The organism is Halosimplex amylolyticum (assembly GCF_051414035.1).
Classification (GTDB): Archaea; Halobacteriota; Halobacteria; order Halobacteriales; family Haloarculaceae; genus Halosimplex; species Halosimplex amylolyticum.
Genome location: NZ_JBLKNW010000010.1, coordinates 91,214 through 108,974, shown reverse-complemented (window position 1 = coordinate 108,974; position 17,761 = coordinate 91,214). Strand labels below are relative to the sequence as shown.

Sequence of the window (17,761 nt, the reverse complement as noted above, 5' to 3'; positions counted from 1 at the left end):
TGCTGGTGAGATGTCCGGCGTTGAGTCCAATTAAACCGCAGGCTCCTCCGGTTGTAGTGCTCCCCCGCCAATTCCTTTAAGTTTCATCCTTGCGGACGTACTTCCCAGGCGGCTCGCTTCTCGGCTTCCCTACGGCGCAGCGCAGGCTCGTAGCCTGCGGCACACCTAGCGAGCATCGTTTACAGCTTGGACTACCCGGGTATCTAATCCGGTTCGAGACCCAAGCTTTCGTCCCTCACCGTCGGGTCCATCTTCTCGAGGTGCTTTCGCCATCGGTGGTCCGTTCAGGATTACAGGATTTCACTCCTACCCCGAACGTACCCCTCGAGTCCTCTGGCCCCAAGCCGAACAGTTTCCGCTGGACGCCCACGCGTTGGGCGCGTGGATTTCCCAACAGACTTGCTCGGCCGGCTACGGACGCTTTAGGCCCAATAAAATCGGCCATCACTCGTGCTGCCGGTATTACCGCGGCGGCTGGCACCGGTCTTGCCCAGCACTTGTTCCTACACCACCTTACGGTGTAGAAAAGCGAGGGCGTTGTATGCCCTCGCACTCGGAGTCCCCCTATCGCACTGTCGTGCAGTGTAAAGGTTTCGCGCCTGCTGCGCCCCGTAGGGCCCGGAATCTTGTCTCAGATTCCGTCTCCAGGCTCTTGCTCTCACAACCTGTACCGATTATCGGCACGGTGGGCCGTTACCCCACCGTCTACCTAATCGGCCGCAGCCACATCCTACAGCGCCGGAACGTTTCCAGCTCTCGACACTCCAGTCTGAGAGCTGTATCCGCTATTAGCCTCAGTTTCCCGAGGTTATTGCGGTCTGTAGGGTAGTTTGGCCACGTGTTACTGAGCTATTTGCTACGGGCCTGAACCCGTGCAACTAGCATGGCTAAATCGGACTCCGATAGCAATGGCCTCCGGCAGGATCAACCGGAATGTCCCCTGCCGAAGCAGGGGGGTTAGGCGGGAACACACTCGAAACGAGTGTGATCTCTATCGCTATCGTCGTGTAGCATCCGGCGACACACGGTCACAGACCGGGTGTCACCGAACTACCAGGGCTAACATCAGATTCCATCTGTACGGCGGACCGCAGGGGTGGAATCCTCATTCCTTCGGACCGTAACGTAAGCCGACGGCGATATATAACACCTTCGGCGTCGAACAGGTCCGACGGACGGGTCGCGGCGACCCCGACCGGGCGTCGGTCGTCCGACGGCCCGACGGGGGCGTGCGCCCCGCGCCGCTTCGTACCAGATTCGATGGGGGTGTTTTACTTAAGGCCGTCGGATCGGCACCCGCTTCGTCACGGGGTTTCATGGGACGGAATCACAGGAGCACGGGTCGGCGCCCGGCGTCAGCGCTCCCGGGATCGGAATGTCGCGTGGAAGGAGAACGGCCGGTCATCCCGCGCGTCGCGCGCTCGGTCCGGCCGGGTGGGAGCCACGCGCTTGTCGCTCGGTGGCCGAACCTCATGTAGTTCACGCACGCGACCGGCGGGGGCCGCCCGGACACCCGCCGGTCGGTGCGGAGACGTCAAGGAGGGTACTCGGGGAGAAGTGCCGCCGCACCGACTCAAATCTCGTCCAGGTGCTCGACGCCCTGTTTCGACACGTTGGCCTTCGTGATCTCGTCGACCTCGTTCATCCAGACGTCCGAGGGGTCGTCGGCGTCCCACTCGTTCATGTCCACGTCCGGCGGCGACTCCTTCCAGGACCATCCCTCGTAGACGTGCACCTTGTGGGTGCCCTTCTCCCGCAGTCGGATCGATTCCCGGTCGGCCGCCTCCTCGCTGCTCGCCGGGCTGAGTCGCCGCGCCGCCTTCAGTGCCGCCTGCCGAGGTGTGCTCCCCGAAAAGACGCTGTCTTCCTCGCCGTTCTCCATCCTGAGCGCGAAGTTGCGCTTGTCGCTGTCGGGTGCCATTGATTCGACCGCTCCATGCCAACCCAGCACATGATTCATTATAAATATACCCCCGGATCGCGGCGCGTGCTGGCGATTCGTTTATATAGGCCGGCCGAAACCTCCGCGAGAACCGGTCGAGCAGGCCCATATTTCCGCCGCGAGCGACCGGAATTTATCTCGCGCGCGCACTCTACCGGCCGAGCGGGGGGCCGCATCCGGGCGCGCACGGTAGACTTAAGTGTATCCTGCGGCGAAGGGCCGAATAGGATAGCGCGATGGTGCGAAAGAAGAAGCTCAGCCCGAGTGGCGCCAAAGACGAGGACGGCGAGTACCACAACGTCCACATCAACATCCACGAGGACGAGCTGGCCGTCGCCGGGATGGAGATCGGCGACGAGGTGTTCGTCCGGGTCCGCGACAACAAGATCATCATTCAGAAAGCCGACCCGGACGACGTGGAACACGAGTTTTGACGCCCGGGCCGGTCCAGCCCCGCTTCCGGGGCGTCCACACATGAACGCCTACGACATCGCCAAACCACTGTTGTTCTCACTCCCGGCCGAGACCGCCCACACCCTCGGCCACGGCGCCGTCAGACTCGCCGGGCGGGCGCCGCTGGACCGCGCCATCGCGCGCCGCTACGCCGTCGACGACGAACGGTTGCGCGTCGACGCGTTCGGCCAGTCGTTCCCCAACCCCGTCGGCGTGGCCGCCGGCTTCGACAAGAACGCCGAGGCCGCCCGCGGGCTGGCCGCCCTCGGCTTCGGCTTCGTCGAGGTCGGCGGCGTCACCGCCGTCCCGCAGTCGGGCAACCCCCGCCCCCGCATGTTCCGACTCCGCGAGGACGACGCCGTCATCAACCGCATGGGCCTCAACAACGACGGCGCCGAGACCGTCGGCCGGCGCCTCGCGAACCTGGACGCGCCGGTCCCCGTCGGCGTGAACATCGCCAAGTCCGAGCACGTCGACACCGCGGGCGCGCCCGCCGACTACCGGGCCACCTACGAGCAGGTCGCCGACGGAGGCGACTTCTTCGTCGTCAACGTCTCCTGTCCGAACTCCCAGGGGTTCGAGGAGTTGCAGAACCGCGAGGCGATGACGGCCATCCTCACCGAACTCCAGGACGCGGGGGCCGCGCCGCTGCTCGTCAAGCTCTCGCCGGATCTGCCGGAACCGGCCGTCGCGGACACGCTCGACCTCGTCACCGAACTCGGCCTGGACGGCGTCGTCGCGACGAACACGTCCACGGAGCGTCCCGACGACCTGCAGAGTCCGAACCGCGTCGAGACCGGCGGCCTCTCGGGCGCGCCCATCGAGGCGCGCGCGACGGAGACGACCCGGTTCGTCGCCGAGCGAGTCGACGTGCCAGTGGTCGGCGTCGGCGGCGTCGCCACCGCCGAGGACGCCTACCGGAAGATCCGCGCGGGCGCCAGCGTCGTCCAGCTCTACACCGCCTTCCTCTACCGCGGGCCGTCGATCGCCCGCGAGATCAACCGCGGCCTGCTCGACCTGCTGGCGCGCGACGGCTTCGACTCGATCGAGGACGCCGTCGGCGCGGACATCGAGTGAGAAGCGGGCGACGGGCTCCGTTCGCGGCTCACTCGATGTCCTTCTGTCTGAAGAGGATGACCGCGAGTCCGACGAGCGCGAGCGTCGCGACGACGAGGACGGCGGCGTCGCCGAGGGCGTACTCGCTCTCCCGGAGGACGGCGTTGGGGTCGACGTACCGGGTCGGGGAGACGACGCCGACCGCTTCGAAGTCCGTGTCGGTGACGAGCGACTCGGCGAAGAAGAGACCGACGAGGACGCCGGCGGCGGCCCGCTGGGCGATGCCCGCGCGGTCGAAGACGACGGAGGCGACGAGACCGATCCCCGCGCAGGTCGTGAGATACGGGACCGAGAGGAGGTGGATCGCGGCCACGTCGACGGCGGGGACGGGATAGCCGACGACCTCAGTGGCGACGACGACGACCACCGGGACGACCGTCGAGAGCGCGACCAGCGGGACTGCCAGCGAGGCGAACGCTTCGAGGACGACACGCGCGCGCGAGACGGGCAGCGAGAGGAGCATGTCCATCCGCTCGCGCTCCACGTCCGCGGCGATGAGCGTCGCGGCCGCGTACGCGAAGTAGATGCCGACGATCAGCAGCCAGCCGAAGGTGTACAGTTCGGAGGCGAGGTATCCCTCCATGCTCGCCAGCGACTGGACGCCGAATGCCTTCGAGAGCGCTTCCGGGTAGGCTTCGAGCAACTGGTCGATGTCGGTGCCGAGGCTCTCCGCGAACGTGGGGTAGACAAAGATGTACAGCAGCGCGAACCCCGCGAGCGCGGCGGTCGCCGCGGCGGCCCCGCGGACCCGGTGGCGCCCCTTGTAGCGGGCCAGTTCAAGCATCGTCGCCCCCGTAGAACCGCATGAACACTTCTTCGAGCGGCGCCTCCTCCACGTCGAGGTCGATGACGGTCCGCTCGCCCAGCGCCGCGATCAGGTCGTTGACGTTCCCGGTGAAGGTGAAGGTGCACTCGGTGACCGGCCCGTCAACGCGGGGCGAGTCGGCGTCGCCGGGGACGGCGCGATCCGTCGTCTCGTCGCCGGTATCGGGGGGATCAACCGTCTCGCCGTCGACCTCGGCAGGTTCGTCGACCCGCCCACCGTCGGTCGTGCTGCAGGACACGTCGTGGACGCCGTCGAGGTCGAACGCGCTCGCGCCCACGTCGCCCGCGACGCGCACGCGGACGAACTTGCCCGTCCGGTGGAGGAGATCCTCGATGTGTTCGGTCGTGACGAGGCGGCCCCCCCGGAGGATACCCACGCGGTCGCAGACCCGGCGGACTTCGCTGAGGACGTGCGAGGAGAGGAAGACGGTCAGACCCCGTTCTTTCTCGGCCTCGACGAAGTCGTTGAACGCCCGCTGCATGAGTGGGTCCAGCCCGGCGGTTGGTTCGTCCATCACGACCAGGTCGGGGTCGTGCATGAACGCCTGCACGAGCCCGAGCTTCTGAACGTTTCCCGTCGAGTAGTCCCGAACTTTGCGGTCGATCGGCGGGTCGAAGGTCTCCAGTAGCTCCTCGCGGCGCTCGTCGCCCTTGATCGACGCGTGCAGGTCCAGGATCTCCCGACCGGAGACCCCCTCGTCGAAGGAGGGATTGGCCGGGAGATAGCCGATCCGTCGCTTGGCGGCGATCAGGTCGGCCTCGTCGGTCACGTCGTGACCGAGGACGGTCCCGCCGCCGCTGGTGGGCGACTGGAACCCCATCAGCGTCCGGATCGTCGTCGTCTTCCCGGCGCCGTTCGGCCCGAGGTAGCCGAACACCTCGCCCTCCGCGACGGCGAAGGTGACGTCGTCGTTGGCGAGGACCTCGCCGTAGTCCTTGGTGAGTCCCTCGACTTCGAGTGCGGCCATGGGCCTCTATCCGCCCGGTCGCGGGAAATAGCTACGGGCGGAGCCGGGACCGAGACCGGACGCGGTGGCGGCGACCGAGTGTTATCAGGCCGAGGTTTTACATCAGGGTAGCGGAATTACCCACAGTATGTCTCCCGCGGGAGGGGCCTGGAACGTCACTCCGTACGGGGCCGTGCTGACTGCGTCCGGACTCCTCACGCTCGCGTTCACCTACGCGGTCTGGCGCCTACGTCCGAAGTCCGGGGCGACGGTGCTCGCAGCGGAGACGACGGCGATGGCGGGGTGGGCGTTCGGACAGGCGCTCCTCGTGTCGGCGGCGTCGACGACCGGCGGGCTCGTCGGCCTGCACGTCACGCTCCTGTCGCAGTCGGCGATCGGCCCCCTGTGGATGGTGTTCGCGCTGCAGTACACCGGGCGGACCGACCTCCTGCGTCGGGGGACGGTCGCGCTCCTGGCGCTCGAACCGCTCGCGTTCGTCGCGGTCCTGGCGACCACCGACGCCCACGGGCTGGTGTACGCGGACCCGACGGTCGCGCGACGACTCGGCGCGTCGGCGTTCGCGTACGAGTCGGGGCCGCTGTTGCCGGTCCATTACGTCGCCCAGTACGCGCTGTTGCTCGGTGCGAACGCGGTCCTGGCGAAGAAGTTCCTCGCGTCGCGGAACGTCTACCGCAAGCGGACGTTCGTGCTCGTGGCGATGAGCCTGACGTTCGTCGCGGCCCACGCGGCGAGCGTCGCCGGGCTGAGCCCGCTCCCGTACTCCTCGCTCGGGCCGCTCGCGGGCCTGGCGGTGTTCGGCGTCGCGCTCTTGCTCGTCAGGAGCGATTGGCTCCTCGGACGGATCCCGATCGACCGCGCGCTCGAACGGCTGGGCAGCCAGTACCAGAGCCTCTCGCCAGTCGCCCGCGACGCGGCCCTGGAAGAACTGGACACGGGGTTCTTCGTGACCGACCACGAGGGCCGCATCGTCGACATCAACCCCGCCGGTCGGGCGGTCCTCGATGCGACCGACGACCGGGTGGTCGGGCGGCACGCGGCGGGAGTGATCCCCGACCAGACCCTGGCGGGCATGGACGTGCCGCTGCTGGACACCGACGTGACCGGGGAGTTCCGCGGCGTCTGGGTACCGACGGACGACGGACGGCGGCGGTGTTTCGACGTGTGGATCACCCCCGTCCGGACCGACGACGCGGCCCTTGCCGGTCGCGTGTTCCTCGTCCACGACGTGACCGATCGCGAGCGCCAGAAGCGAGAGCTGGAGGCGCACGCGACGAAGCTGGAGCGACAGAACGAGCGCCTCGAGGAGTTCGCGAGCGTCGTCTCCCACGACCTCCGAAATCCGCTGAACGTCGCGATGGGGCGGCTAGAACTCGTCGACGCCGGCGACGACCAGGAACACGTCGCGGCCGCCGTGGAGTCGCTGGTGCGGATGGAGGCGATCATCGAAGACATGCTGAAGGTCGCCTCGCTCGGCCAGACAGTCAGCGACGGCGCGTGGGTCGACCTCGGCACCGTCGCCCAGCGCGCCTGGGGCACCGTCGAGACGGGCGACGCGTCGCTCGCCGTCGAAGTCGACCGCCGCGTCCGCGGCGACGAAAAGCGCCTGCGGCAACTGTTCGAGAACCTCTTCCGGAACGCCGTCGAACACAGTTCGACGAGCCACGCAGACGCTGACGCGTCTGCGGACGCCGTGGAGCACAGCTCCACGAGCCCCGACTCGCAGACTCAGCGGGACGCTGACGGAACGAGTTCCGTCAAGCCCTCCGTCGCTGACGCTCCGGAGGACGCCGTGGAACACAGCGCACCGAGTTCCGACTCACGAGCGCCCGGGGACTCCGTCGAACGCGATGCCCGAGGAGGGCGCGACGAGGGGGCGGCCGGCGAGGGGCTGACCGTCACCGTCGGGGCGCTCGACGACGGCTTCTTCGTCGAAGACGACGGCCCGGGGATCCCGGCCGAGATCCGCGGCGACATCTTCGAGAGCGGGTTCACGACGCGCGAGTCGGGAACCGGCCTCGGCCTCTCGATCGTGAAGACGATCGCGGACGCGCACGGCTGGACGTCGGCGGTCACCGAAAGCCCGGAGGGGGGCGCCCGCTTCGAGTTCACGGAGACCGGCGGTGCGCCCGTCGTCGGGGCCGCCGCGTCGCAGCCCTGAACCGCGACCGCCGGGCGGCGGAGCCCGGCAGTTTTTGACGGATCCCGTCGAACGCCGGCCCATGGACGCACAGGACCGCGTCGCCGCGTTCGTCGACGAGCACGACATGGACGCCGACCCCGCCTATCGGATCCTCGACCTGACCGCCGAGATCGGCGAGGTCGCCGCCGACGCCGCGAAGTCCAGCGACTACGGCGCTGCCCCCGAGAATCTGGCCGTCAGCGAGGACGAACTCGGCGACGCCCTGTTCTCGCTGCTGGCGACCGCCGACGCCCTCGATATCGACGCCGGGGCCGCGCTGGAGACGTCGCTCGCGAAGTACGAACGCCGGCTGAACGAGTCGGGGGACGCCGGGTCCCCGGGATCCCCGGAGTGACAGCCCGACGATGGCCCCGCGACTCCTCCACTACTCCGACATCGAGAACGCCTTCGATCGTCCCGAGCGCGTGGGCCGACTCGCCGGTACGATCGAGTCGATCCGGGACTCCGAGACGCTCGTGGTCGGCACCGGCGACGACACCGCGCCGGGTGCACTCGCGCTCGAACAGCGGGGGCGCCAGGCCCTCGACTTCTTCGAGCGCGTCGCGCCCGACGCCGAGACGTTCGGCAACCACGACTTCGACTACGCGCTCGCCGACACGCGCGCCGTAGTCCGTGAATCGCCCGTCGACTGGGTGAGCGCCAACGTCCGCGTAGACGGCGAGCGCTTCGCCGGCGTGGACGCGGTGACGACCGTCGATCGGGGTGGCGACCGCGTGGCACTCGTCGGAGTGAGCGGCCCAGGCATCTCCCTGCCGCCGGCGGTCAGCGTCTCCGATCCCGTCGAGGCCGTCCGAGCGGCCGTGGCGAACCTCGACACGGACCCGGACTGGCTGGTCGTCCTCGCACACACCGGCGACGCCGTCGCCCGCGAAATCGCCCGCGAGACCGCCGCCGACGCCGTGCTCGCCGGCCACGTCCACGACGTGACCCGCGACCGCGTCGACGACACGCTCCTCGTCCGCCCCGGCGCCAACGGACGCGTCCTCTGGGACGTGGAACTGACCGACGACGGAGTGACCGCGACTCGCCACGCAGTGCCCGACGGTCCACTCGACGAAGCGATGGCCGCCGCCGTTCGCGGGCGCATGGCCGACACCGGCCTGGCCGAGGTGGTCGCAACGGTCGACGAGCCCGTGCCGCGCGAGCGCGCCCGCTGTCTCCGCGGCGAGTGCGCGCTCGCCGCCCTCGCGACGGACGCCCTGCGCTGGGTCGCTGACGCCGACGTGGCCCACGTCGATACGCGGGGACTCCGGGACGGCCCGCCCATCGGCCCCGACGTGACCGTCGCCGACCTCCGGGGGATCGCCCCCTTCGAGGCCGGCGTCTTCGTCGCGACCGTCTCCGGCAGCGAGTTACGCTCGCTCGTCGACGAATCGGTCCACCCCGACGGCGTCGACGGCCGCGATTTCGAGGTCTGGACCGGACAGTTCAGCGGGATCGAGATCCGACGCGATTCCGATGCAAGGGAAACCGAGGTGTTGTTCGACGGAACGCTCCTCGGCGAAGAGCGGGAGTTGCGGTTGGCTGTCAATGGCTACGTCGTTTACACCGACGAGTTCGAGACGGTCGGTCCGGAGGACGTCCGGGAGTTGCACGGCCTGCAGTACCGGGCGTTCGTCGAGTACGCCCGCGGAGTGGACGATTTGACGGTCGAACCCGACGGTCGGATCGAGTACGTCGACGGGTGAGTGACTGGAATCGGACGTGTAAAAGACGGTGGCGAGTGCGGTGGCGCGCGCTGCCGAGCGTGCGCGAACATCGTGAGGGCCGCGAGGCGAAGCCGTGCGAGGTCTTCGTGAACGGAGTGAACGAAGGCTCGGAAGACGAGCGGAGCGAGTCTTCAGGTGGATGAGCATCGCAGCGAACGGAGTGAGCGAGAAGCGCAGTCGGTTGGGGAGGGGTGAGGCGCGGTGCTGTATTGGATCCGGGCGGGACTGAAAGGGGCGACGTGCTCGACGAGCGAGACGACGCAAGCACCGGAACGGAGTGAGGAGCGCAGCGAGTCGCAGCCGTCGAGCACGTCGGGGCTTTCAGCTCTGCGGGCCAGTGCGCGCCACATTGCACATCATATACTAAGAGAACCCAAGAAGATATATTAGCTGGTAGACATTCACAAAGAAAGATGGCCGCGACCCCCTCAAATAAGATTTCGAAGATCTGGGAAACTCTTCCAGAGATTTTCTCGGCGATTTCAGAGTCTACCAATAGTATTAGAAATCGGATTGTCGGGACACTCACGCTTACTGCAATCCTTATTGCAGTCTTTCAGGTAGAGATAGTTGTAGCCAGTTCCTTAGAATATTCAACATCTCGGGAACTTCTACAAGCATTATCCAAGGAATTCAAAGTGCTTATTGCGGCTGTAGCGGGTCCATTCATCCATCAAGGGCCGCGACATCTAATCGGCAACCTCGGTATGTTGCTTATTGCAGGCGGATACTTAGAATATGAATACGACCAACATTTCCTCTATGTATTCTACCTCAGTGTTGGTTACCTTGCGGCATGGGCGCCGCTGACGATTGGATTTTCGGGAGCAATTGGGGCGAGCGGAGTAACATTCGGACTGACATCGTGGCTACTGATTCATTCTACGAGCCGCCTGCTAGAGATGGCATACAGTGGGAATTTCGATAGGAGAGCGTGGCACGTACTACCATTTGCATTTGGATTTCTGAAGGCGCACCAAACAATCGAGATAATTCCCGTGATAAGTGGTGCTGACGACGTCACGCATCTCTTCGGGGCATTTTTGGGTATGATTATAGGTGCGACATTTGTCTTACAATTCCACGGAATAGGATTTAGAAAGCCAGAGGGAGAGTGATAATCCAATAGATCGCAAATCGAGGATATCAGGGAGTGAAGTTCCTGAAAACAGAGGCGACTTACTCCCGGAGCGCGTCGAGGTCGAACTCGAAGGCCGCCACCGGGACTTCCAGGTCGTACTCGACGAGCACCTTCGGGTGCACTTCGCCGATGACGCCGACTCGCTCGCAGTCGATGATGATGTCGGCGGTGCGACCGGAGACGAACGCGGGGTGCTCGGCGGGCGGGGTCACCAGTTCGACGTCGAAGGCGCGACAGAGCGCCTGGAGGCGCGCCTTGGCGTCCTCGTAGGAGGCGTCGTGGCGGGCGAGCGCGGCGGCGACGGTCTGGCGCTCGGCCATCTTGGTCGCCTCGTCGTCGTTCTGGCGGGCGGCGAAGCCGACCTCCGCGAGGTCCTGCGGATAGGAGCGGTGGGTGTTGTTCTCCAGGACGAGCATCAGCGAGGGGAGCGCCCACGTCCGGACGATCTCGTAGTCCTCGCTGTAGGGCTCCTGGATGACCGCGGGCTCGCCGCCGCCGAACACGTCGCTGCCCCGCTCTACGTCCAGGCGGTCGTAGTTCGCCTCCTCGCTGATGAGGTGGAAGTTGAGCAGGTCCTCGAAGCCGAGGCCGACGAGCGAGGTGCGCGCGGCCCGCTCCAGACGGGAGCGCTCGTGGCGGCCGCCGACGGTGGAGACGTCGGGGTAGCGGGGTTCGAGCAGGTTGAAGCCGAAGGCGCGACCCACGTCGTCGATCACGTCGACGGGGTGGAGCACGTCGACGCGGTAGGGCGGAATCTCGACGTCGTAGTGGATGTCGTCCGCTGCGCTGTCGTCGGCGACGACGCCGAGACCGGCCCGTTCCAGCAGGTCGACGACCTCCTCGCCGTCGAGGTCGATACCGAGCGTCGACTCGACGTCGCTGTGGGCGACGGTCTTGGTCTTGGTCTCGAACAGCGGCCGGGTGAGCGTGTGGCCGGCGTAGTCGCCCGCGGCGTCGTCGGCGTACTGGACGTCGACCTCCTCGACGCGACCGCCGCGGGCGTCGAGCGCGTAACAGACGATGGTGAGCATGTGGTCGATGGTCCACTGGTCGGTGCCGGTCATCTCGATGAAGAGATCCCGCGAGTCGGTGGTCACCTCGGTGCGCTTGCCGTTGATGACCGGCGGGAACGAGAACAGCCCGATGTCGTCGTAGATGGCCGGCATCCGCTCGTAGCTCTCGACGAGGTCGGCGAACTTGTGGGCGGTGTGGTGGCCCATCAGCACCTCCTGGGGGTTCATCTCGTGGTTCTCCTCCAGCGGGACGAACGTGTCTTCGCGCTTGCCGATGCCCGTGTACCGGACCGACTTTCCGCCGGGCGAGGCGGTCTCGGTGCGCGGGTCCTCCTCCTCTTCGGGCGTGTTCTCGCCGCCGGTGGCGGCGACCTGCCCCTTGAGCATGGTCAGGTCGTGAACCCCGATGGCGCCCTTGGCGCGCTGGCGGCCCATCGTCGCGTGGAGCTTCTCCTGCAGCTGGATGAGCGACTCCAGGGCCGCCTCGTCCATGTCGAGCCCGCGGACGACGGCGCCGGTGACGTACGGGCGCTCGTCCGGGACGTCTGCGTCGACCTCGATGGTCCACTCGGCGTCGTTCGTGTTGGGGATGTAGATGCCGCGGTCCTCCCCGTACTGGTAGCGCAGCGAGCGGGCGACGCCCTCGACGGACAGCCGGTCCAGTCGATCCGGCGCGAACTCCAGTTCGAACTCGCCGTCGTCGGTCTCGCCCTCGTACTCCAGGCCGAGCGCGAACAGCTCGTCGCGGAGCGTCCCGTCGTCCTTCTCCGGGTGGCCGGTCAGCTCGCGCAGCTCGTCGGGGTCGATCTCGACGGTAGGCATCAGTACACCACCTCCTCGGTGCGGAGGAAGTCGAGGTCGACGAGCGTGCCGTGGACGTCGCGGATGTCCTCGGCGCCGGTCGCGAGCATGAACAGCCGCTCCAGGGCGAGTCCCCAGGCCATCACGTCGGCTTCCACACCCAGGGGTTCGAGCATCTCCGGGCGGAAGATGCCCGAGTTCCCGATCTCGATGAGTTCCCCGGTCTCGGGATGGCGGCCGAACAGCTCGAAGCTCGGCTCCGTGTAGGGGTTGTAGTGGGGCTTGAACTCGACGTCGGTGATGCCGAACTGCTCGTAGAACTCCGTGAAGGTGCCCATCAGGTCACGAACGGAGAGGTCCTCGGCCATCACCCAGCCCTCGATCTGGAAGAACTCCAGCAGGTGCGTCGCGTCGAGCGTGTCGTTGCGGTAGGCCTTCTCGATGGAGAAGTAGCGCTGGGGCGGCTCGATGTCGCCCTCGGCGATGCCGGCGAGGTGGCGCACGGAGAGGTTCGTCGTGTGCCCCCGCAGGGCGAGCGCGCGGGCGAAGTCCTCGTCCCAGGGGGAGTGATACCCCTCGCCGTCGGGGCCGACGCCGTTTCGATGGGCGTTCTCGACGGCCTCGACGAGGTCGTCGGGGACGTCTTCCCGATCCATCGACGCCGGTTCTTCGAGGGCGAAGCGGTCCCAGTGGTTGCGCGCCGGGTGGTCCTGGGGCATGAACAGGCAGTCGTTGATGTAGAAGTCGGCGTCGACGTGGGGTCCCTGCATCTCCTCGAAGCCCATCCCGACCAGGACGTCCTTGACGCGCTCGGACATCTCGCGGAGCGGGTGGGGCTTGCCGCCGTGGACCGTCTCGGCGTCGGCCTCGACGTTGTACTCGGCGAACTCGACGGTCTCCCACTCACCGGAGGTGAGCAGTTCGGGCGTGACCTGGCCGACCGTCTCGGCGACCTCCAGCCCCTCCATCAGGGCGGTGACGCCGTCGTCGGTCAGCGCGACCTCGAGGACCGTGTGCTCGTGTTCCTCGAGGAGCCCGCGGCGTTCGAGCCCGGCGACGGCCTCCTCGTCGGCCTCGTCGGGGTCGACGTCGCCCTCCTCGCCGCGCAGCGTCTCGAGGAGCGCGCGCTCGGGGTCGGCCTCGAGGTCGTAGTCCTCGTCGACCTCGATGGTGCCGCTGTCGATACTGCCCATCCCCTTCCGGGCGAAGTTCGAGAGGGCGATCTCGACCTGGTCGTCCTCCAGGCCACCGCGGCCGAGGGCCTGGCCGAGTTCGATCGGCTCCTCGTGGGCATCGTTCGAGAGGGCGCCGACCCAGAGGGTGTGTTCGGGCAACCCCTCGTAGGCGTACTCCTCGCCCTCTTCGGTGAGCACGAGTTCGGTCTCGGTGCGCTCGGAGACGGTGAGCAGCCCCCGCTCTTCGAGGTCGAAGGCGGCGCCGCGGACGGCGGCCTCCTGCTCGCCGGTCTCGTCGGCGATCTGTTCGACTGGTGTGGGGTCGTCCGCGCTCGCGGCCTCGAGCACGGCGACCTGCGTTTCCGGGAGTTTCATTCGTTGTCGCTGTATCTGCGTGGTCGTCAGTTAACGATTCTTGTTGCGCCGAGCGCGTCGGTACAGACGGCTGCGCGCGTAGAGCGCGGATCGGCGCCGGTCAGCGTGGACGGTTTCCGCCGGGGCCACTGGGGTCCGTTTCGACACGGACCGTTCGGGCCCGGGCGTCCGCCGTCCGTCAGGCGCCGGAGAAAAACCCGAACCCGGACCGCGCCGCTACCGGTCTGCGGGCGATGCCTTCCCTCGTGGGCTCGGGTGCCATACGTCACAGATCCGCACCGGCGCCGAAAAGCGTTCCGGACTCGGCGGTGGGCCACGGCGGTGTGACCGGTGCCGACGATGTGACTGGTGCGGCCGGTGCGGACGGTGCGGTGCGGACGGTGCGGCGCGGTGCGGACGGTGCGGCCAGTACAGCGCGGCCGGTGCGGTGCGGACGGTGTGACCGGTGCAGTCGGTACGGCCGCGGTCGCCGTCGTGGCAACGTCTATGGGGACCGACCGCAAAGGGCGGGTATGGACCGCATTCGCAGCGCCCTGTTCACGTTTGCGACCAACTTCCTCGTCGGCTACGTCCTCGGCCGACTCCTGAAAGACCGGGACGCCGGCGTCCGCGCCGGAATGGTGCTCGGGAGCCTCGGCGCCGTCGCGAGCTGGCGCCTGAGCGGACGGTTCGACGACGTCCGCGTCGAACCCACGTCGGAGCCGATAGAGATCGAGATCGACGAATAGCGACCGGCGATTAGAACTGCGCTCGCGTTCGAACCGTGCGCCTCACCCGCGCCGCCTGGCAGCCACGTCCAGGTCGATGTCCAGCTCGTCGAGTTTCTCCTCCCACTCGTCGCGTTTGTCCTGGTGGTCTTCGAGGAACTCGGCCATGAGTTCGGCGGCCTGCTCCTTGCACCCGCCACATAACCGCTCGCCGCCGACGCACTCCTCGTAGACCTCCGTCGCGAACTCGTCGTCGTCGCCCGCGAGCAGGTAGGCGTACAGCTCGTACACCGGGCACTCGTCGGCCTCGCCGCCGAGTTCCCGCTGTTCCTCGGCGGTCTCGCGCCCGCCCGTGGTCGCCGCTTTCACCTTGTCGTAGCCGTCCTCGGGGTCGTCGAGCAGGGAGATGTGCGATGCCGGAACGGAGGAGGACATCTTCCCGCCGGTGAGGCCGGTCATGAACCGGTGGTAGATCGACGACGGGGCGCGGAAGCCGTAGCCGCCGTGGTCGAGTTCGACGTCGCGGGCGAGGCCCTCGGCCTCGGCGCGCGAGAGGTCGAAGGCGTCGATGTGCTCGTCGTAGACGCGCTTCTCGCCGTCGACGGCCTCGATCAGCGCGTCGAAAGCCTCGTCGGTGGCGTTGCGGCCGAGGAAGCGGGTCCGCCGGCGGATCGGCTCCATCCCGGCGTTCTCGAGCTTGGTGAGCACGCCCTCGACGGTGGTCGCGTCGTAGCCCGCCGACTCGTAGTCCGCCCGGTCGTCGCGCAGGGCCGCGGCGGCGTCCTCGCAGCGGAGCGTGTCGTCGTCGGGTTCGTCCAGCGACTCGTACACCGCACCGAGCAGGTCGCGCTCGTCCTCCTCGCCCACCTCGAAGCCGGCGAACGCCTCGGTGACGCGGAAGTAACGCATCCGGGCGGCCAGGTCGCGGGCGAGCCGCATGTGCGGGTCCTGGTCCGGGCCGACGGGGATGACCGTCGGTCGCGGCCCGTCGGCCTGCGGGTAGAGGATGTCGGCCATCTGCGTGACGACGCTCTGCATGTGCGAGACGTCCGTCTCGCCGTCGAAGTCGTAGATCGCCTGGAGTTCGGAGAAGTTCGCCTCGACGCCGAGTTCGAAGGCCAGGTCCTGCACCTCGCGGTTGGTGGACTGGCGGTAGAGTTCGCCCTCCTCGGGGTCGAACCCGAGCGCGAGCAGGGAGAGGACGTAGTCGCGTGCGTGCGTGTCGATCTCGTCCCAGGTGAGCCCGCGGGCGCTGTGTGCCTCCAGGTCGGCGATGAGGCCGTAGGCGTCGCCGCCCCGCTGCTGGTGCCAGATGATCTCGTCGAAGACGAGCTTGTGGCCGATGTGGGGGTCGCCGGTGGGCATGAACCCGGAGAGCGCGGCGAAGTCCTCGCCCTCGCGCATGGCGCGGGCGACGGGGCGGTAGTCGCGGTGGCCGAAGATGACCCCACGGCGCATCAGGTAGTGCGGGTCGGGGACCTCGGGGAGCACCTCGTCGAACTCCTCGATGCCGAACTCGGCGAACAGTTTCCGGTAGTCCGACACCGTGGCCGACCCCCACGGGTCCAGCGCCACGTCGTCGGCCCCCTCGGCGTCGACCCCTCCGTCGGCGATCGGCGCGTCCGAGTCCGGACGTCGCTCCGCCAGGTCAGAATCGGGCGAATCGGATGTCATCGATTGCGATGTACTCGCGCCGACACGCACTAATACCGTTCGCTTTGCCCACCCCGAGCTGCCCGGACCGAGACGGTGACCGGCCCCGCGAACGAGAGCGCCGCAAGTTTTAAATCCCAGGCGGGCGAAGTTGTAAGTGAAGAGTAAACTTAAGCTAAATAGTAATTTTTATCGGTGAGCGGCAGCTACGGTGTACTCCCGAGAGCACGGGCGCCTCTCGGTCGTTCCGGCCCGAACGCACCGCTCGACGACCAGCGACAGCTATCCCCCGACATGACAGTACACTTGCCATACGGATTCGCGACGGACGGCGGAACGGACACGGAGACGAACGACGGGAGCGATGCGGTGACGGCGGCGGCGGTCGACCCCGAGAGGGAGGATCCGGTGAAATCGCTGACGGACCCGACGGCGCTGCGGGAGCGAGACGACGTGATCGCCCACGACACCACGTACACGCACGAGACCCCGGACCACTGCGAGGCGACGGCCGCCGGCCGGGTGATCGTCGGGGCGACGACCGACGACGACGACGAGGTCCTCCTCCTCGTCCGGTCGGAGAGCGACCACGTGATCCTGCCGAACGCCGTCGTCGAGTCCGGCGACGACTGGGCGACCGTCGCCCGGCGTACGGTGGCAGAAGAGACCGGCACGACCGTCCGACTCGACGGGGTAGAGTACGTGCGGACGGTCGACCACGTCGTCGAGACGGACGAGGGAACTCGCCACCAGAACGCAACCCAACACGTGCTCTTTCACGCCTCGCCGGTGGGCGTCTCCGACGGGAACGACCCGACCGCGGCCGCCGACGGCTGGCGGGCGGGGTGGTACGACGAACTGCCCGTCGACCCCGACGAGGAGGGGGACGTGATCGCGGATATCCGGACTGTCCTCGAGTGACGCCGCCGGAATCGGTTCGCCCGTTCGCAGACACGCGGCATCCGACCCACTCCATGACCGACACAGACACCATCGATTGGCACGATTTCTGGGCAACGGCAGACGAAGACGACCGCGCGGACGCGGGACCGAGCGCTCACCACGCCACCGACGTCGTCGTGGACTTCCTGGAGGAAACCGGCGTTCCCGAGGCGTTCGCCGACGTGGGGTGTGGCCCCGGCCACGTCGCCTTCGACGTCGCCGAGCGCTATCCCGAGACCGACGTCGTCGGCTACGACGCGGCCGAGCCGGTCCTCGCCGACAACCGCCAGCGCGCCCGCGACCGCGGCGTCGAGAACCTCCGCTTCGATCGGACAGTGCTTCCGGAGTTCGACGCCGACCGGCGCTTCGGCGTCGTCTTCTCGTACTTCACGCTCTGTTACGTCGCGGACGTCGAGCGCGCCCTGCAGACGATGTACGACGCCGTCGCGCCCGGCGGCTATCTGGTCTTCAACTACCAGAACCGCCTCGCGCGCGCTCACTGGCAGCGAATGGCGGACAATCCCGACGAGTTCCTCGGCGAGAATTCACAGTTCGACGCCGACCGCTTCGAAGACCGCTTCCGGCTCCTGCTCGACGGCGAGAACCTGCTGTCCTACGAACGGATTCACGACGCACTGGGCACCTGGCCCCAGAGCGTCTGGTCCGTCGTCGAGAGGCCCGACACCCGGTGGGCCTGGCGTCACCACCCGCTGGTGTACGTGCCGAAGTAGGTCGGCGAAG

15 protein-coding genes and 1 rRNA gene are annotated in these 17,761 nt (G+C 67.5%); 9 read left to right on the top strand and 7 right to left on the bottom strand.

Translation table 11 applies throughout. From position 1 onward, the window contains the following. Together ACMGFE_RS24005 and ACMGFE_RS24000 are read right to left on the bottom strand one after the other, a co-directional pair. Positions 1–935, bottom strand: a 16S ribosomal RNA gene (locus tag ACMGFE_RS24005); the annotation flags it as partial. A gap of 638 nt (positions 936–1,573) precedes the next feature. Beyond that, entirely contained in the window at positions 1,574–1,921 is a 348-nt protein-coding gene (locus tag ACMGFE_RS24000; protein ID WP_436927800.1) for a non-histone chromosomal MC1 family protein, read from the bottom strand. A 257-nt stretch (positions 1,922–2,178) separates the two neighbouring features. Here ACMGFE_RS24000 and ACMGFE_RS23995 point away from each other — a divergent pair, with 257 nt between their 5' ends. Together ACMGFE_RS23995 and ACMGFE_RS23990 are read left to right on the top strand one after the other, a co-directional pair. Next, positions 2,179–2,376 (top strand): hypothetical protein, encoded by a 198-nt coding sequence (locus ACMGFE_RS23995; RefSeq protein ID WP_006882158.1) that lies wholly within the window; start codon positions 2,179–2,181, stop codon positions 2,374–2,376. A 40-nt stretch (positions 2,377–2,416) separates the two neighbouring features. Further along, positions 2,417–3,472 carry a quinone-dependent dihydroorotate dehydrogenase gene (locus tag ACMGFE_RS23990; RefSeq protein ID WP_436927799.1) on the top strand — a complete coding sequence of 352 codons (1,056 nt, stop codon included), beginning with the start codon at positions 2,417–2,419 and terminating at the stop codon, positions 3,470–3,472. A gap of 28 nt (positions 3,473–3,500) precedes the next feature. On the opposite strand, the gene ACMGFE_RS23985 is transcribed toward ACMGFE_RS23990, so the two are convergent. Both ACMGFE_RS23985 and ACMGFE_RS23980 read right to left on the bottom strand, forming a co-directional pair. Continuing rightward, on the bottom strand, positions 3,501–4,295 hold the full coding sequence (locus ACMGFE_RS23985; RefSeq protein ID WP_436927798.1) for an ABC transporter permease subunit: 795 nt from the start codon (positions 4,293–4,295) through the stop codon (positions 3,501–3,503). Beyond that, positions 4,288–5,304, bottom strand: coding sequence for an ABC transporter ATP-binding protein (locus ACMGFE_RS23980; protein WP_436927797.1), 1,017 nt, complete (start codon positions 5,302–5,304; stop codon positions 4,288–4,290). The genes ACMGFE_RS23985 and ACMGFE_RS23980 overlap by 8 nt, the downstream gene beginning before the upstream one ends. Before the next feature lie 127 nt (positions 5,305–5,431). Here ACMGFE_RS23980 and ACMGFE_RS23975 point away from each other — a divergent pair, with 127 nt between their 5' ends. The 4 genes from ACMGFE_RS23975 to ACMGFE_RS23960 all read left to right on the top strand — a co-directional run bounded on the left by ACMGFE_RS23975 (position 5,432) and on the right by ACMGFE_RS23960 (position 10,331). Next, on the top strand, positions 5,432–7,462 hold the full coding sequence (locus tag ACMGFE_RS23975) for a histidine kinase N-terminal 7TM domain-containing protein (protein WP_436927796.1): 2,031 nt from the start codon (positions 5,432–5,434) through the stop codon (positions 7,460–7,462). 61 nt (positions 7,463–7,523) lie between these two features. Next, positions 7,524–7,838, top strand: a complete 315-nt coding sequence (locus tag ACMGFE_RS23970; protein ID WP_436927795.1) for a MazG nucleotide pyrophosphohydrolase domain-containing protein — start codon at positions 7,524–7,526, stop codon at positions 7,836–7,838. A gap of 10 nt (positions 7,839–7,848) precedes the next feature. Beyond that, a complete protein-coding gene (locus ACMGFE_RS23965; protein ID WP_436927794.1) occupies positions 7,849–9,192 on the top strand; it encodes a bifunctional metallophosphatase/5'-nucleotidase in 1,344 nt (447 codons plus the stop codon). A gap of 434 nt (positions 9,193–9,626) precedes the next feature. Beyond that, the gene (locus ACMGFE_RS23960) at positions 9,627–10,331 is read left to right on the top strand and encodes a rhomboid family intramembrane serine protease (protein ID WP_436927793.1); all 705 of its coding nucleotides are present in this window, start codon (positions 9,627–9,629) and stop codon (positions 10,329–10,331) included. 61 nt (positions 10,332–10,392) lie between these two features. Here ACMGFE_RS23960 and ACMGFE_RS23955 read toward each other — a convergent pair whose 3' ends face one another. Further along, positions 10,393–12,189 (bottom strand): phenylalanine--tRNA ligase subunit beta, encoded by a 1,797-nt coding sequence (locus tag ACMGFE_RS23955; protein WP_436927792.1) that lies wholly within the window; start codon positions 12,187–12,189, stop codon positions 10,393–10,395. Continuing rightward, the gene (gene pheS / locus ACMGFE_RS23950; RefSeq protein ID WP_436927791.1) at positions 12,189–13,718 is read right to left on the bottom strand and encodes a phenylalanine--tRNA ligase subunit alpha; all 1,530 of its coding nucleotides are present in this window, start codon (positions 13,716–13,718) and stop codon (positions 12,189–12,191) included. The genes ACMGFE_RS23955 and pheS overlap by 1 nt, the downstream gene beginning before the upstream one ends. A gap of 512 nt (positions 13,719–14,230) precedes the next feature. On the opposite strand from pheS, the gene ACMGFE_RS23945 reads away from it, so the two are divergent. Beyond that, positions 14,231–14,446, top strand: a complete 216-nt coding sequence (locus tag ACMGFE_RS23945) for a hypothetical protein (RefSeq protein ID WP_436927790.1) — start codon at positions 14,231–14,233, stop codon at positions 14,444–14,446. 42 nt (positions 14,447–14,488) lie between these two features. Here ACMGFE_RS23945 and ACMGFE_RS23940 read toward each other — a convergent pair whose 3' ends face one another. Further along, complete coding sequence (locus ACMGFE_RS23940) at positions 14,489–16,099, bottom strand: tryptophan--tRNA ligase (RefSeq protein ID WP_436927789.1); 1,611 nt, start codon at positions 16,097–16,099, stop codon at positions 14,489–14,491. Positions 16,100–16,372: 273 nt separating this feature from the next. Between ACMGFE_RS23940 and ACMGFE_RS23935 the strand changes: the two genes are divergently transcribed. Further along, positions 16,373–16,999 (top strand): NUDIX domain-containing protein, encoded by a 627-nt coding sequence (locus tag ACMGFE_RS23935; RefSeq protein ID WP_436927788.1) that lies wholly within the window; start codon positions 16,373–16,375, stop codon positions 16,997–16,999. A gap of 53 nt (positions 17,000–17,052) precedes the next feature. Next, on the top strand, positions 17,053–17,751 hold the full coding sequence (locus tag ACMGFE_RS23930; protein ID WP_436927787.1) for a class I SAM-dependent methyltransferase: 699 nt from the start codon (positions 17,053–17,055) through the stop codon (positions 17,749–17,751). Positions 17,752–17,761 lie beyond the last annotated feature (10 nt).

Excerpts from the sequence above, each read along its gene's own strand:
- ACMGFE_RS24000 (WP_436927800.1), bottom strand. The coding sequence starts at position 1,921 with ATGGCACCCGACAGCGACAAGCGCAACTTCGCGCTCAGGATGGAGAAC.
- ACMGFE_RS23955 (WP_436927792.1), bottom strand. The coding sequence starts at position 12,189 with ATGCCTACCGTCGAGATCGACCCCGACGAGCTGCGCGAGCTGACCGGC.
- ACMGFE_RS23995 (WP_006882158.1), top strand. The coding sequence starts at position 2,179 with ATGGTGCGAAAGAAGAAGCTCAGCCCGAGTGGCGCCAAAGACGAGGAC.
- ACMGFE_RS23970 (WP_436927795.1), top strand. The coding sequence starts at position 7,524 with ATGGACGCACAGGACCGCGTCGCCGCGTTCGTCGACGAGCACGACATG.
- ACMGFE_RS23935 (WP_436927788.1), top strand. The coding sequence starts at position 16,373 with ATGACAGTACACTTGCCATACGGATTCGCGACGGACGGCGGAACGGAC.
- ACMGFE_RS23930 (WP_436927787.1), top strand. The coding sequence starts at position 17,053 with ATGACCGACACAGACACCATCGATTGGCACGATTTCTGGGCAACGGCA.
- ACMGFE_RS23960 (WP_436927793.1), top strand. The coding sequence starts at position 9,627 with ATGGCCGCGACCCCCTCAAATAAGATTTCGAAGATCTGGGAAACTCTT.
- ACMGFE_RS23980 (WP_436927797.1), bottom strand. The coding sequence starts at position 5,304 with ATGGCCGCACTCGAAGTCGAGGGACTCACCAAGGACTACGGCGAGGTC.
- ACMGFE_RS23965 (WP_436927794.1), top strand. The coding sequence starts at position 7,849 with ATGGCCCCGCGACTCCTCCACTACTCCGACATCGAGAACGCCTTCGAT.
- pheS (WP_436927791.1), bottom strand. The coding sequence starts at position 13,718 with ATGAAACTCCCGGAAACGCAGGTCGCCGTGCTCGAGGCCGCGAGCGCG.
- ACMGFE_RS23975 (WP_436927796.1), top strand. The coding sequence starts at position 5,432 with ATGTCTCCCGCGGGAGGGGCCTGGAACGTCACTCCGTACGGGGCCGTG.
- ACMGFE_RS23990 (WP_436927799.1), top strand. The coding sequence starts at position 2,417 with ATGAACGCCTACGACATCGCCAAACCACTGTTGTTCTCACTCCCGGCC.
- ACMGFE_RS23940 (WP_436927789.1), bottom strand. The coding sequence starts at position 16,099 with ATGACATCCGATTCGCCCGATTCTGACCTGGCGGAGCGACGTCCGGAC.
- ACMGFE_RS23985 (WP_436927798.1), bottom strand. The coding sequence starts at position 4,295 with ATGCTTGAACTGGCCCGCTACAAGGGGCGCCACCGGGTCCGCGGGGCC.
- ACMGFE_RS23945 (WP_436927790.1), top strand. The coding sequence starts at position 14,231 with ATGGACCGCATTCGCAGCGCCCTGTTCACGTTTGCGACCAACTTCCTC.